Here is a 14,826-nt window from a genome sequence, read left to right as displayed (position 1 = left end):
TTATTCTCCTTATATCAACTCAATAATGGTCGCAATACCCATGCCACCACCTACACACAATGTTGCTAAACCACGTTTTTTGCCTTGACGCTCAAGCTCATCAAGCAATGTACCCAAGATCATTGCACCTGTTGCACCCAATGGATGCCCCATGGCAATTGAGCCACCATTGACATTGACTTTTTCTACAGGAACATTCAGTTCATTGATGAAGCGCATTACCACAGAAGCAAAGGCTTCATTGACTTCAAATAAATCAATATCATCAATTGTTAAGCCAGCTTTTGCCAATGCCTTACGTGCAGCAGGTGCAGGACCAGTCAACATAATGGTTGGATCTGTCCCCACGAGTGCAGTAGCCAAAACTTTGGCACGAGGTTTTAAGCCTTGTTCTTTGACTGCTTTTTCAGAAGCAAGAAGAACAACCGCAGCACCATCGACAATACCTGATGAGTTTCCTGCATGATGTACATGATTGATTTTTTGTGCTTCAGGATATTGCTGTAATGCAACTGCATCAAAGCCCATGCTGCCCATCATTTCAAAGCTTGGATTGAGTTTTGCCAAGCCTTCAGCAGTCGTGGTTGGTTTGATAAATTCGTCTTTATCTAAGATCACCACACCCGCTTTGTCTTTTACCGCTACGATGGACTTGTCAAAATGACCTGCCGCTTGTGCCGCAGCCGCTTTGCGCTGTGAGTTTGCCGCAAATTCATCAACATCTGTACGACTATAGCCATCCAAAGTTGCAATCAGGTCTGCACCAATCCCTTGAGGAACGAAGTTTGATTTTAAGTTGGTTTCAGGATCAAGCGCCCAAGGTCCACCATCGGAACCCATTGGAATACGAGACATTGACTCGACACCGCCTGCAACAACCACATCTTCCCAACCTGAACGGACTTTTTGTGCTGCCATGTTGACCGCTTCAAGACCTGATGCGCAGAAACGGTTGATCTGCACACCTGCAACATCATTGTCCCAACCTGCTGCAATTGCGGCAGTTTTAGCAATATCACCGCCTTGGTCAGCGATTGGGGTAACGCATCCCAGCACGATATCATCTACTTTTGAAGTATCTAGATTGTGACGATCTTTTAATTCATTGAGTAATGTTGTGAGCAAAGTAATGGGTTTCACACTGTAGAGTGAACCATCTTTCTTTCCTTTTCCGCGTGGTGTGCGAATGGCATCAATGATATAAGCCTCGCTCATAGCTATTCCTTTTTATGACTTCTAAAATTGTTATGTGTTTTGAGTGTACTTTATAAGCTTGATAGTGCAATGACGAGAACGGGAAAGTCAATTGATAGTTTTGGTCAATTGAATTCAAAGAAAAAATATACAATGAAGCCTGTAGGACATCGTATTCTAATCCTACAAGTGAATTGTTCTGTTCAAAATATTACATGTAATGAGATTTGAATGAGTTTAAAAATTAATTTTAAGGTCTCTGTGAAATGGATGGTATATCTTGTTTCAATAAGTTTATTGGGCGTGCTTTTATTATTGTTTTTTTATGTTTGGATGATTTACGGTACTCATACTTCTGATGAGGGGCAGAGCAGTTTAGCCTGTGAATATGATCAAAATTTTCAAGTCACTCAGGCTGAAATTACCACCATTCAGAATGGAGAAAAGGTAAGCTTTAAAGCAGCTCCATCATTGTGTGAAAAAGATCAAAATAATTTTAAATAAAATAAAACCTGACTTATATCAGGCTTTATTTGAAAAAATATTATTATGTCAATGATACCCATGCAACTGACGGTATAAACCAGGAGTGACACCTGTCCATTTCTTAAATGCACGGTGGAATGTTGAAGTTTCACTAAAGCCAACTTGTTGAGCAACATCTTCCAAAGTTAAATCAGGATTTAACAATAAATGAATGGCAGCATCACGGCGTAAAGCATCCTTCACACCTTGATAACTTTTACCTTCAGCCGCTAAACGACGACGTAAGGTTTGCGGTGACAAATACAACATCGATGCTACATCATTTAAGGTTGGCATTTCTTCACCAATTTGGCTCTTTAACACTTCACGAATACGAGAAGTAAGCGAGTTGGTATTTTTGAATTTGACCAAAAGTTGTGCAGGTGCAGCTTTTAAAAATTCTTCTAATGAAGCTTCATCTTGGCGAATTGGCAAGTCTAAATAATCCGCAGCAAAGGTAATTTCAGTGCGCGGCATGTCAAATTGCATCACTGGCGCAAAGAATAACGCATCGTATTCATCTGCATGATTTGGACGCGGATAACCAAAATGTACACGTTCTAACGGAATACGACGTTCAATGAGCCATGATGCCAAACCATGCCAAATCATGAGCATACTTTCGGTAATAAAATGATCAGGATCCATCGTTTTTGGTATCAATGGAACTAAACGCGCTTCATGTTTATCGCGTTCAACCGCAACAGACCATTCATCGCCAAATAGCTTATAAAACTGTGAAGAAAGTTCTAAAGCATCACCTAAGGTCTTGGCATGAATGATCAATTGGCACATGATGGCAAAAGAACCCAAGCGTCGTGGCTGAATATCAAAGCCAACATGCTCGTCTTGTGTCACCATCCATAACATTTTGACAAAGCGTGTATATTGCTCTGGTGAAATACGTGCTTTAGGTTGACGGAGTAATTCTGCTTCTATGCCCACGTGTGAAAGTAGGGTGTCAACATCCATTCCTAGGCGTTTTACGCCTGTTAGGGCTGCATTCACGAAATGGATACTAATCGTATCACGACTCATGTTAAATCCTTCAGTCTCTTTGATGTTCACTAAAAATTGACCTAAATGACGCTAAAAAATATTTAATTGGCGATTTACAACACTGTATATCACCTTTTTACATCTTAAATTGCCGAAATGATCAAGGTAAATGGCTGAACATGACATTGTTATGTTAGTTTTATATTTCTAATATGAGATAAAAATCAACCTAAATTTGGTAAAAACGATTATGACAACTGCTTTAAAAGGATTGAAAGTACTCGATTTTTCAACTTTGTTACCTGGACCTTTTGCAACAATGTACCTTGCTGATATGGGTGCAGAAGTGATCCATATTGAATCTCCAACCCGTCCAGATCTGGTACGCTTATTCCCTCCATATGCCAATGGACAAGCAACTTCACATAGTTATTTAAACCGAAATAAACAGTCTGTTGCTTTGGATTTAAAAGACCCTAAAAACATAGAACTGATCAAACAAAAAATTTCAGACTTTGATATTGTGATTGAACAGTTTAGACCAGGCGTTATGCAACGTCTTGGCTTAGATTATCAAACTTTGGCAGAAATTAATCCTAAATTGATTTATTGCTCAATCACAGGATATGGTCAAACAGGTCGTTATAAAGATAAAGCAGGGCATGACATTAACTATGTTTCTTTGTCAGGAATCGCGGGGCATAGTGGACGTCAAGACAGCGGTCCACCACCCATGGGAATTCAAATCGCGGATGTTGCAGGCGGTTCCTTACATGCAGTGATTGGGATCTTGGCAGCCGTGACAGAGCGATACAGCAGTGGACGAGGACAATATATTGATATTTCCATGACCGATTGTGTGGTCAGTATGAACAATATGGCTGCGGCTGCAAGTATTGCAGGTGGGCAAAAACAATATGCTGAAAATGAACAATTAAATGGTGGAACATTCTACGATTATTATCGTACTCAGGACGGTCGTTATCTGTCGGTTGGTAGCTTAGAACCGCAGTTTATGAGTGGTTTAGCGGCTACTTTAGAATTACCGATTATTTTACAAAAAGGTGCATCGTTTGATGCAGAAGATCGTAAAACGGTGAAAGAGGCTATTCAGGAAAAAATTCTCACAAAAACATGGGCAGAATGGAGTGAGATTTTTACTCAACTTGATTTCTGTGTTGAACCTGTACTAAGCCTTGATGAGGCACTCAGTTCGCCATTGGCTCAGGAACGAAACTGGGTGGTCAATGTTCCTCTAAAAGCCAATGCAGAACAAGCAGAACCCCAACTTGCTTGTCCAATTAAGTTTTCTCGCTCACAGATGAGATATGATTATATTGGTCAAGAATTAGGTGAAGGAACGTGGTGATTTAAGTTACAACTGACATTGTCTATTCATAAAAAGCCTGATGATTTGGGCTTTTTTAATGGATTAAATTTGAGTAATTTTCACAAAAAATAAAATGATTTTGAAGCTGTTGAGAAATAAAAAAAGAAAGTTCTGAGAATGATTGTGTATATCCTTTAAAATGGGTAATAATCCAAATGTAGACTAAAGTCTAAGAATTTTAAAAATGAAGGATTGGGGTGAAATGGATTTAATACAAACGAATGGATTACCTCGTTATGGTCGCTTTAGTCAATTACCTACCTCGATTTCGGTAGAGCGTTATATTTATAAAACACCTTATGGTAAAACCTTAAAAGGTTGGCGTAAGAATCTAAAATATAAGAAATTTAAATTTTGCAGCATTCAACATGAGCATTATAGTATTGGTTTTGCTGTGGTTGATATTGGTTGGGCTGGGCATGGTTTTATCTATATTTATGACCATCACACTCATGAGGTATTGGAGTGGAATTCAAATAATGTTTTAGGGCATCATACCATTGTCGATGAACAACCTTTATATAATCAGAGTTCTTTTAAAAAATCACCTTTTCATATTGAAATACAACACGCCAATGGTGTGCGCTATATCAATATCAGTAAGCATGGTGATGTAAAATTAAAAGCTCGCATTTTTTGCGCTGCAACAGATGTTTTAAGTATGTGTAGTCCGACTGGAATTAATGGTTGGTCATATACACAGAAGCTCACCACACTTGGCGTAGAAGGTTTTTTCATTAATAAAAAGCAAGAAACTATACATTTTAATGACAAGACCTTTGCTTCTTTAGATGATACATGTGGCTTTTTAAGACCAGAAACAGCTTGGTTTTGGTTATCCAGTAATTTCTGGGACAGTCAAGGACAGCGAATTGGGTTAAATTTAGCATCAGGTGTGAATGAGAGTTTTGGTAATGAAAATTGCTTATGGATAAATGGCATTTTATTTCCATTAGCAGATGTATTATTTGAAAAACAATCAGAACAACACTGGACGATTCGTTCTTTAGATGACAAATTAAAACTTCAAGTTGAAACAGGTTGGCGCCGTTTTGAAAATTTAAATTTACGTTTAGTGGGTAGTCAATTTAGTCAGTGGCAGTCAAAAGTGAGTGGTACGATCCAAACTGAAACAGGTGAAACTATTGTTTTAAAAAATGAATACGCTCTTTTAGAACAGCATTATGCGAAATGGTAAAATATTTTGCTTAATAGTTCTGCTCAATAATTTTACTCAATAATGCTGTTCTAAAATAAACTCAAAGCGCTGCTTGCCAAAATGCCTCACCAGCTTGAATTGGGTCATTCGTTGCAGCCAGTGTATCTACCCAAGTTTGGTATTGACGAATGACAGGGTGTTGGCTTGGGTGAAAATCTTTTTTAAACCAGTCTAAATATTGATGGCGCATCGCAGAGAGTTTACCTTGACGACCAAAAAACCATGGTAAACCTTTAACAGCCATTTGGGCGCGTTGTTTTAAGCCAAAACCGTCATATTTCAGCATGACATTGGTACGATAAAACGTAAAGCTGAAAATTTGTAAGGTAACGAAGGCGAGGGCAAAGTTCCGAAGATACTCAGGTACTTCTCCAACCTCTTTCATCACATCAAAGGCAACGTCACGGTGTTCCATTTCTTCAATGGCATGCCATGCAAATAATGCTCTGACATAAGGGTGGACATTTTCCAGAGTTGCTTTTTCACTATAAAAGGTTTCAGCCATCAGTGCCGTTAAGTGTTCGGCAGCAGCCGTCATCGCAATGTTATATTGTTTAGAGCGGTTTTTTAGAATGTAGTCAAAATGCCCGCCAAGGAATTTAATAAACTGATCAACAGGCATGCCTTGACGCTTCATTTCTTCATTCATTTTGTCATGCGCCAGTCCGTGCTGTGCTTCTTGTTTGATAAAATCACTGACCCGTTGCTGTAAATCGGGATCACTGATTTTGTCACGTAAGGCACGTACACTTTGAATAAAATAACGTTCACCGACTGGAAAGGTCAGACTTAGCGCGTCAAACATGCGGGTACGAAATGGATCATTATCAAACCAGAAGCGTGGTACTTCATTGAGTTTAAAATCTAGATTGCTTCGGACGACAGGGTCAACCTGATGTTTTACATATGCATTCATTGTTTTATTTCTCGCAAATTAAATTTATAGAATGGTTAAGTAGATCAAATGGTTATTGACCTGCTTGCCAAAATGCCTCACCTGCTAGAATAGGATCATTAGTTTGTTCTAAGGTGTCTATCCAGACCTGATATTGCGCAATGATCGGATGTTGGCTTGGATGAAAGCCTTGTTTATACCAGTCAAAATATTGCTTTTTCATGCGAGTCATTACGCCGTGTTTGCCAAAGAACCAAGGCAAGCCTTGAGCAGCAAGTTTGATACGATCAAGACGACTAAAGCCATCATAACTAAGCATGACATTGGCACGATAAAAGGTGAAACCAAACATAGCAACTGTGGTCAAAGCTAAGGTAAATTTTCTTAAAGATTCAGGCACTTCACCCACTTGTTGCATGACATCAAAAGCGACATCGCGATGTTCCATTTCTTCAATAGAATGCCATGCAAATAAAGCACGTACATAGGGATGCGCGTCTGCCAGTGTTTCTTTGCGACTGTAAAATGTTTCTGCCATCAGTGCGGTCAAATGCTCAGCCGCAGCCGTCATGGCAATATTGTACTGGGGAGAGCGATTTTTCAGTTCAGATTTAAATAAACGATTTAGAAATTGGATAAATTGGTCAACAGGCATGCCTTGCTTTTTCATCTCCTCATTCATTTTGTCATGTGCAATGCCGTGTTGGGCTTCTTGACGAATAAAGTCAGCAACACGTTGTTGTAATTCAGGATCACTGATTTGATTGCGAAATAAACGTACACATTCAATAAAGTAACGTTCACCATCTGGAAAAGTCAGACTCAAAGCATCGAACATACGGGTTTTAAATGGATCTCCACCAAACCAAAAACGTGGGATCTCATCTAGCTTAAAATTGAGTTGAGTGCGAACGACAGGTTCGGCTTGATATTTCACCAATGCATTCATGTTGTTTTACTTGCATTACTTCGATGCTTTCAGTATGTCGGTGTTTTACAACTTTGTTTTGACAGATCTTGCCAATTTTTATACATTTTACGACAGAATGAAAATTTAGTATGTCAAATATGGATTTGGGATTGAGTGACAATCATGCAGGAATTACATATACCGAATGGGTATTTTCATCTTTGGCAGACTTATTTGTTTGAACGGGGAATCGACATTTTTACTGCTGATTTTTTAAAAGATGATTATTCACATTTAAAAAAAATTTTACTTCAGCCAATTGATACTCAGTCTTCTTATCTTTTTTTTCAACAAATTCTTAAAAAAACTGAACTTGCTTTAGATTGCCCTCAGATTATTTTTGAAATGGCGCAGTATGTTCGCCCTGAACACTTTGGGGTTTTAGGCTATATGGCAACACGAAGTACCACAGTTGCTGAAGCCTTACATAATATTCTACGTTTTAGTCGTTTAGTGATTGATGGTGATCATATTATTCCGATGAAAATGAAGCAGGTGGGGCAACATATTCATCTTATTTGGCCTTTTCACCATGAAAAATATATTGTCATTAATGAATTGACCAATGCTTTAATGATGCATTTAGCACGAAAAATTGTTGTGCTTCATCAGTTTCCATTATTAGAGGTAAATTTTGCTCATCCACCACAAATGGCGATTTATCATTATCAAAAATTTTATGCGTGTGATGTTCATTTTAATCAATCTGAATATAGCTTTGTTTTGGGTTTAGAAGGATTAAATGCAAAAATTCAACAAGCAGATCCCTCATTGATGCAACTTTTGGTTAAACAAGCTGAGGAAGCCATTGCCTCAAAAACGCGCTATGAAACTTTGCCTCAAAAACTACATTTTATTGTTGCAGAATATCTAAGGCTGCAAGAACAAGCTCCTAAAATTGAAGATATTGCACAAGAATTAAATATTTCTGCGCGAACTTTGCAACGTCAGTTGAATGAATTTGGTCAATCATTTAAAAAAATCGTGGAAATTGAACGCATGCAGCGTTGTGAATTATTACTCGAAAGTGACCTGCAACTGACTGAGATCGCGATGCGTTTGGGTTATTCTGACCAATCGGCATTGGCAAGAGCCTATAAGGCATATAGTGGGCAGACTTTATTACAGAAAAAACAGCAATTAAAATAAAAGTTTTAAATTGTATCTTTTCTATTCAAAATATTCTCAATCCATCAAAATATAAAAGTTTGTAGAGGAAATAATTTAAAAAAGAGGATAACGAGGATTTAAAATGAAAAAATTAATTTTAGCGGCTGTTATATGTATGACTTATACAAATGTGCAAGCCAATGTATGTGAAATTCCACTCAATCAAGTGGCGGTAGGTAGTATGACTTTGATGCAAAGTCTTGATCAATTTAAAAAAATACATAGCAATGCTAAACCAGATAAAGATCGAATTCAGATTTTAGATGTTGATCAAGCTTTTGAAAATGCAGGAGTCACTTCAGTCGGAAGTATAGATTTTGATCCAGTAAAAAACCGTATTATTGGTTTTACGCTCTCTTACAATGAAGGAAAATATGCACAACTTGAAACACCTTTAAATCAGTTCAAAAATAGTATTTTAAAAAACTCAAAACTTCCACAAAAGGGTTGGGTGTTAAGTCAGGACAAAGAAGCGTATCAATATCGTTGTAATGATTATCAAGTATTTATACGACAAGATCATGGTGTAGGGCGTGGTTCACTTGGTGCGGTGATATGGGTATTTAGTCGATATAGTGATAGTTTTGAATAATATTTTATGGTCAATACCACAGATTTAATCATTAAACAGTAAGAAAAAACCTCTTTGTCTGAGACAAAGAGGCAGTCTTTTTTATCGTATTTTGAGTTTTGGAAATCTGAAAATAATCGCCAATACCGCAAAAATTGCTAAAATCCAGCAATAGTAAATTGAGCCAATCAATTCAACTGGTGATAGTTTTGCAATAGAACATGCAAGCAGTAATTGAGCACCATAAGGAATGATCCCTTGTACCACGCAAGAAAAAATATCCATCAATGCAGCAGCGCGTTTTGGGTCTACACCATATTCTTTAGCAACTTCTCGTGCCATATCACCTGATAAAATAATGGCAACGGTATTATTTGCTACAAATAAATTTGAGAAAATAACTAAAAAACTGATGCCGATTTCACCCGCGCGTTGAGTGCCAACTTTAAATAATCGAGTGATACTATAAATCCGTTGAATCAACCACTCTAAGCCACCTTCTTTTTGCATAATTGCAGAGAGTCCCCCCAAGAACATCGACAATAATGTCACTTCAAACATACCTTCGAAGCCTGAATAGATAGATGTATTTAATTTTAATAAGTCAAATGATGGCGTGACAAATAGCCCCATTAAACCTGATAACACAACGCCAAGTGCTAAGACTGCTAAAACATGTAAGCGTGTAAAAGCCAAAAGAAATACTGCCACATAAGGCAAGATCAACCATAAGTTATAATCTTTATATTCAATAGATTGTGGTGAATGGTTGGTCAATATATAAATACCAATGGTGACAATAGCAGCAGGAAATGCAATCCAGATATTGACCCGAAATTTATCTCTTAATTCAACATTTAAACTGCGTGTTGCTGCAATGGTGGTATCTGAGATCATGGACAGGTTATCGCCAAACATGGCACCACTGACCACCGCGCCAATCGCATAAATCGGTTGGATATCCGTTGCTTGAGAAAAACCAAAAGCAATGGGCGCACAAGCTGCAATGGTGCCCATCGAAGTTCCCATGGCTGTAGCCACAAATGCTGAGATGATAAACAGCATGGGCAATACAAACTCAGGTGGAATGATGGATAGTCCAAACTGAACAGTGGCATCCACACTGCCAATGGCACTCGATACGCTGGCAAAAGCACCTGCCAACATAAACACCATAAACATTAAAATGAGGTTGGGATGACTTGCACCTTGTAAAAATTCATCAATTGCTGCATTTAATTTTCCACGATACAACACAATTGCTAAAATAATTGCAGGTAAGGCAGCAACAGGTGCTTTGACTTGATAAAACGCAAATTCAGTACCAATAATAGAATGGTAAATACCACTGCCTAAAAAGATGGCTAAAAAGACAATAAGTGGTAGCAGCGCAAGCCCACGAGCTTGAACTTTACTGTGTGGGGGAGTGGTCATATTCAAAAAATAAAAAAGAGTAGCTTCTATAGTATAAACAGCTTTTGCAATTTCTTAAAAATTAAAATGCATTAGATTTTGTTCATGTTCTGGTGTTATTTAAATGATTTGATTTAAGTTTTTCAATTTATTTACGAATTTTAAAAAAGCAAAAAATAGGTAACTTTGATCATTGTCCAAAAAAATAAAATAGCGCTAAATGTATGTCATAGGTTGTTCGTTATTTTGTATTAATATGAGATACCATTGTGCTACAGCGTTACTCTATCCAATGAGTAAAAAATAGCGTTACAATGCAACGTCTTGTATTTATACAAAACCAACTCCTCAAGTTTAACAATTCAAGGAATGTACAACCCTATGTCACGTTTAGCCACTCGATTTGCACAGCTTAAATCACAACAGCGTAAAGCATTGGTTTCTTATGTCATGGCGGGTGATCCTCAACCACATGTAACCGTACCCTTGTTGCATCAAATGGTTGAAGCGGGCGTAGATGTACTTGAACTTGGTTTGCCATTTTCAGACCCAATGGCAGATGGTCCAGTGATTGCCCTTGCCGCAGAGCGTGCTTTAGCAGCAGGAACCAATACCCTTGATGCTTTAAACATGGTGAAAGAATTCCGTCAAAAAGACAGCACAACACCTGTAGTCTTGATGGGATATTTAAACCCTGTTGAAGTGATTGGATATGAAAAATTTGTCGCTTATGCCAACGAATGTGGTGTAGACGGTGTTCTTCTCGTAGATTTACCACCAGAAGAAGCAAAAGATTTTGATGAAGTATTGAAAAAATACGACATGAATCAAATTTTCTTGCTTGCACCAACTTCGACAGATGAACGTATTCAGCATGTAGTCAAACAAGCCAGTGGTTTTATTTACTATGTGTCATTAAAAGGGGTAACAGGTGCTGCAACACTGGATACCACTGAAGTCGCAACACGCATTCAAAAAATCAAGTCATATACAGATATTCCTGTAGGTGTAGGTTTTGGGATCAGTGATGCAGCTTCAGCAAAAGCTGTTGGGCAAGTTGCTGATGCTGTCATTGTCGGCAGTGCATTTGTCAAACCTTTTGCAAACTTAGCACCAGAACAAGCTGTGGAAGCAGCGGTGAATAAAGTCAAGGAGCTTCGAGCAGCGCTCGATGAGTTAGTATGAATCAAGAAGTGAAATCAGGGAAAATCCTGAGTGCATCAACACCGTGGACAGATCGTTCTGTTCCAGGGATTGAGGTGCCTGATCAACAACAAACACTCAAAGCAACATTTACAGAACCAACCATTGAGTGCCCTGAATGTCACGCATTGGTTACTCGTACTGCGATGTCTTTTAATGCTTATGTTTGTCCATCATGTGATGAACATCTGAAAATGAAAGCACGTGATCGCTTAAACTGGTTCTTTGATAATGTGAGTGCAGAACTCGGTCAAGAATTTGTAGCAAAAGACCCATTACACTTTGTAGACAGTCGACCTTATCCTGAGCGTATGAAAGAAGCGCAAGATAAAACAGGTGAAACTGAAGCTTTAGTGGTCATGCAAGGTCAACTTAAAAATATTCCATTGATTGCATGCGCATTTGAATTTGATTTTATGGGCGGTTCAATGGGTACGGTTGTGGGTGACCGTTTTGTTCAAGCTGCTGAAAAAGCGATTAAGGATAAACAACCTTTAGTTTGTTTTGCAGCTTCTGGTGGTGCACGTATGCAAGAAGGCATGTTGTCTTTGATGCAAATGGCACGTACTTCTGCAGCGATCCAAAAAATGAAAGATGCACATCTGCCTTATATTGTGGTGTTGACGCATCCAGTTTACGGTGGTGTGACTGCATCATTGGCAATGTTGGGTGATGTTCATATCGCTGAACCGAAAGCCATGATTGGTTTTGCGGGTAAACGTGTTATCGAACAAACTGTTCGTGAGAAGCTTGAAGAACCGTTCCAACGTGCTGAATTCTTGCTTGATCATGGTGTAATCGATCAAATTGTTCATCGTCATGCATTACGTGATACTGTATACCGTATTGTAGCGAAACTGATGAATTTGCCTTGAACAACCATCCAGCACCTTTAAAAACAGATGATTTAAATACATGGCTCAATTATTGGAGCCATGTTCATGTTACAGGAATTGATTTGGGCTTAGAGCGCGTCATTCCTGTTGCAGAGCAATTGGGCGTCATGCGACCCAATGCCAAAGTTTTAACGGTGGCTGGAACCAATGGTAAAGGCTCAACTACAACAACACTTGCTGCAATTTTAAATGCACAAGGGCTAAATGTTGGGCTATACCAATCTCCACATATTTATCGTTTTAATGAGCGTGTCAAACTTGCAGGGCAAGAGGTTGATGATCAAACCTTGATTGATGCTTTTGTACAAGTTGATCAAGCGCGCCGTATCTGTGATTTATCTTTATCATTCTTTGAAGCCACTACTTTGGCTGCTTTTGTTATTTTTAAACAAAAACAGTGCGATGTCTGGGTGCTTGAAGTAGGTTTAGGTGGTCGTTTGGATGTGGTCAATGTCATTGATCCTGATGTTGCGGTGATTACTAATATTGGGCTAGATCATACTGATTGGCTCGGTGATACTATTGAAAAAATTGCTTTTGAAAAAGCAGGCATTATTCGTGCAAATATTCCTGTGGTTTTTGGTGGACAGCAAAGTTTGCCACAAGCCATTCAGGACAAAGCGACAGAATGTAATGCAACGCTCTATGCGCTGAACCATGATTACTTCTATGATGATACCAAAGATGGTAAAACATGGGATTTTGCCAGTTCAGGTGTGACGTTAAAGTTACCTTTGGGACAGTTAGCCTTAGATAATATCTCAACGGCTGTCGCAGCGATTTTAGCCAGTGGTTTGAATGTATCACAACAAGCGATGGCGCAAGGTATCGAAACAGCACAGTTACAAGGTCGTTTTGAAATTAGAAAAATTCATTATAAATCACAAGAAAAAACAGTGATTTTCGATGCGGGACATAATCCGCACGGTGTTGAATTTTTGTTAAAGCAATTGCGAAAATTCTTAGAATACAATAAACAGTACACAGAAGTTGTCTCCGTATTTTCAATGTTGTCTGACAAAGATATAGAATCTGTAGTCAAGTTATTGAAAAATACTGTATTAAAGTGGAAAATTGCGCCATTGACTGTAGCTCGTGCAGCACCAATGGAACAATTGGTTGCTGGCTTACAAAATGAGACAGTTGAAAAATTTGAGAGTGTACAAGCAGCATTTCAATCAGCGCTTGCAGAAACCAATAATAATCAGCTGATTTTGGTGTGTGGTTCGTTCCATACCTTAGAAGCGGTCTGGGAGTATTTAGAAGAATGTCAATGAATAACAAACAGCGCTGGATGGGTGGCGTTGTTTTATTAGGTGGTGGTGTGTTATTAGCAGCCCTCCTTCTAAAAGGCAAAGAAGAAATATATCAAACTCAAGTACCAACGACACCTGTTGCAAATGTGCAGCAAAAGGAAAAAGCAGCACCATTAGAGTCCGTGCAGCTTGAACCTTTAACTGTAGATGTTGCAACAGAAAAACGCCTACTTGAAGAGCAACGCCGTGCGCGTGAAAAGGCTGTTGCTGAACAAGAAGCGAAAGCAGCTGATTTTTTACGTATGCAACAACAGGCGGAAGCAGATGCAGCACGTAAGGCAGCAGAAGAATATGCAGCTGCAAATGCGCGTCGTAAAGCAGCTCAAGAAAGCTCGGATAATATTCCTCCTGAACTCAATCAAGATGATAAAACCAAAGCTCAGCAAAAAACTGCTGAACAAAAGAAACTTGAGCAACAAAAGGCAGATGCTGAAAAAAAGTTAGCAGAGCAGAAGCGTCAACAAAATAATGCAGAGGCAGAGAAAAAAGCTGCAGAAGAGAAAAAACGTAAAGCTCTAGAGGAAGAAAAACGTAAAGCAGAAGCTGATAAGAAAAAAGAAGCAGACCGCAAAGCTGAAGCAGAGAAAAAAGCCGAAGCAGATCGTAAAGCTGCGGAAGAAAAAAAGCGTAAAGCCCAAGAGGAAGAAAAGCGTAAATTAGAAGCTGACAAGAAAAAAGAGGCAGACCGCAAAGCTGAAGCAGAGAAAAAAGCTGAAGCAGATCGTAAAGCCGCGGAAGAAAAAAAGCGTAAAGCCCAAGAGGATGCTAAGAAAAAGGCTGAAGCAGATAAAGCACGTGATTTGTTGGAAAATGGTGACAAGCAATGGATGGTACAAGTTGCACTGGCTGCCAATGAAGCCAATGCAGATGCTGTTGCTGCAAAATTACGCGCAAAAGGCTATAAAGTGACAAAAAGTCCAACATCTAAAGGTATTCGCATCATGGTTGGACCGTCAAAAGATCGTGATTCTGCTGATGCAACACGCAAAAAAATCAATTCAGACGATAGTTTAGGTATGAAGTCTGCATGGGTGATTGATTGGGTGCCTTTAGATAGGCGTTAAG

Annotated in this window: 14 protein-coding genes; 9 read left to right on the top strand and 5 right to left on the bottom strand. The window is 38.8% G+C overall.

The window, feature by feature from the left end; genetic code table 11:
- Positions 1–9: 9 nt before the first annotated feature.
- On the bottom strand, positions 10–1,215 hold the full coding sequence (locus tag HX124_RS15150) for an acetyl-CoA C-acetyltransferase (RefSeq protein WP_286383834.1): 1,206 nt from the start codon (positions 1,213–1,215) through the stop codon (positions 10–12).
- A 210-nt stretch (positions 1,216–1,425) separates the two neighbouring features.
- Between HX124_RS15150 and HX124_RS15145 the strand changes: the two genes are divergently transcribed.
- Positions 1,426–1,698, top strand: a complete 273-nt coding sequence (locus HX124_RS15145) for a hypothetical protein (protein ID WP_286383835.1) — start codon at positions 1,426–1,428, stop codon at positions 1,696–1,698.
- 48 nt (positions 1,699–1,746) lie between these two features.
- Here the strand turns inward: HX124_RS15145 and HX124_RS15140 are convergent, their stop codons facing one another.
- Positions 1,747–2,757, bottom strand: coding sequence for an AraC family transcriptional regulator (locus tag HX124_RS15140; RefSeq protein WP_004724010.1), 1,011 nt, complete (start codon positions 2,755–2,757; stop codon positions 1,747–1,749).
- Positions 2,758–2,968: 211 nt separating this feature from the next.
- Between HX124_RS15140 and HX124_RS15135 the strand changes: the two genes are divergently transcribed.
- On the top strand, positions 2,969–4,087 hold the full coding sequence (locus tag HX124_RS15135) for a CaiB/BaiF CoA transferase family protein (RefSeq protein ID WP_286383836.1): 1,119 nt from the start codon (positions 2,969–2,971) through the stop codon (positions 4,085–4,087).
- A gap of 223 nt (positions 4,088–4,310) precedes the next feature.
- Entirely contained in the window at positions 4,311–5,306 is a 996-nt protein-coding gene (locus HX124_RS15130; protein ID WP_286383837.1) for a DUF2804 domain-containing protein, read from the top strand.
- A 61-nt stretch (positions 5,307–5,367) separates the two neighbouring features.
- On the opposite strand, the gene HX124_RS15125 is transcribed toward HX124_RS15130, so the two are convergent.
- Together HX124_RS15125 and HX124_RS15120 are read right to left on the bottom strand one after the other, a co-directional pair.
- Entirely contained in the window at positions 5,368–6,243 is an 876-nt protein-coding gene (locus HX124_RS15125; protein ID WP_286383838.1) for a metal-dependent hydrolase, read from the bottom strand.
- A 52-nt stretch (positions 6,244–6,295) separates the two neighbouring features.
- Positions 6,296–7,171 (bottom strand): metal-dependent hydrolase, encoded by an 876-nt coding sequence (locus tag HX124_RS15120; RefSeq protein WP_107008135.1) that lies wholly within the window; start codon positions 7,169–7,171, stop codon positions 6,296–6,298.
- A gap of 144 nt (positions 7,172–7,315) precedes the next feature.
- On the opposite strand from HX124_RS15120, the gene HX124_RS15115 reads away from it, so the two are divergent.
- Both HX124_RS15115 and HX124_RS15110 read left to right on the top strand, forming a co-directional pair.
- Positions 7,316–8,341, top strand: coding sequence for a helix-turn-helix transcriptional regulator (locus HX124_RS15115; RefSeq protein WP_286383841.1), 1,026 nt, complete (start codon positions 7,316–7,318; stop codon positions 8,339–8,341).
- A gap of 103 nt (positions 8,342–8,444) precedes the next feature.
- Positions 8,445–8,954, top strand: a complete 510-nt coding sequence (locus tag HX124_RS15110) for a hypothetical protein (RefSeq protein ID WP_286383842.1) — start codon at positions 8,445–8,447, stop codon at positions 8,952–8,954.
- Positions 8,955–9,035: 81 nt separating this feature from the next.
- On the opposite strand, the gene HX124_RS15105 is transcribed toward HX124_RS15110, so the two are convergent.
- A complete protein-coding gene (locus HX124_RS15105) occupies positions 9,036–10,367 on the bottom strand; it encodes a Na+/H+ antiporter NhaC family protein (protein ID WP_286383843.1) in 1,332 nt (443 codons plus the stop codon).
- 360 nt (positions 10,368–10,727) lie between these two features.
- Between HX124_RS15105 and trpA the strand changes: the two genes are divergently transcribed.
- From trpA to HX124_RS15085, 4 genes are read left to right on the top strand one after another with little or no spacing between them, the layout of a single operon-like run.
- Entirely contained in the window at positions 10,728–11,531 is an 804-nt protein-coding gene (trpA, locus tag HX124_RS15100) for a tryptophan synthase subunit alpha (protein ID WP_107008139.1), read from the top strand.
- Complete coding sequence (gene accD / locus HX124_RS15095) at positions 11,528–12,424, top strand: acetyl-CoA carboxylase, carboxyltransferase subunit beta (RefSeq protein WP_286383844.1); 897 nt, start codon at positions 11,528–11,530, stop codon at positions 12,422–12,424. Before trpA ends, accD begins: the two co-directional genes overlap by 4 nt.
- Complete coding sequence (gene folC, locus HX124_RS15090) at positions 12,421–13,722, top strand: bifunctional tetrahydrofolate synthase/dihydrofolate synthase (RefSeq protein ID WP_286383845.1); 1,302 nt, start codon at positions 12,421–12,423, stop codon at positions 13,720–13,722. The genes accD and folC overlap by 4 nt, the downstream gene beginning before the upstream one ends.
- A complete protein-coding gene (locus HX124_RS15085) occupies positions 13,713–14,825 on the top strand; it encodes an SPOR domain-containing protein (RefSeq protein ID WP_286383846.1) in 1,113 nt (370 codons plus the stop codon). The genes folC and HX124_RS15085 overlap by 10 nt, the downstream gene beginning before the upstream one ends.
- The last annotated feature ends 1 nt before the right edge of the window (position 14,826 follow it).

The organism is Acinetobacter sp. 226-1 (assembly GCF_030329325.1).
GTDB classification, from domain to species: Bacteria; Pseudomonadota; Gammaproteobacteria; order Pseudomonadales; family Moraxellaceae; genus Acinetobacter; species Acinetobacter sichuanensis.
This window is presented reverse-complemented; position numbering and strand designations above follow the sequence as displayed.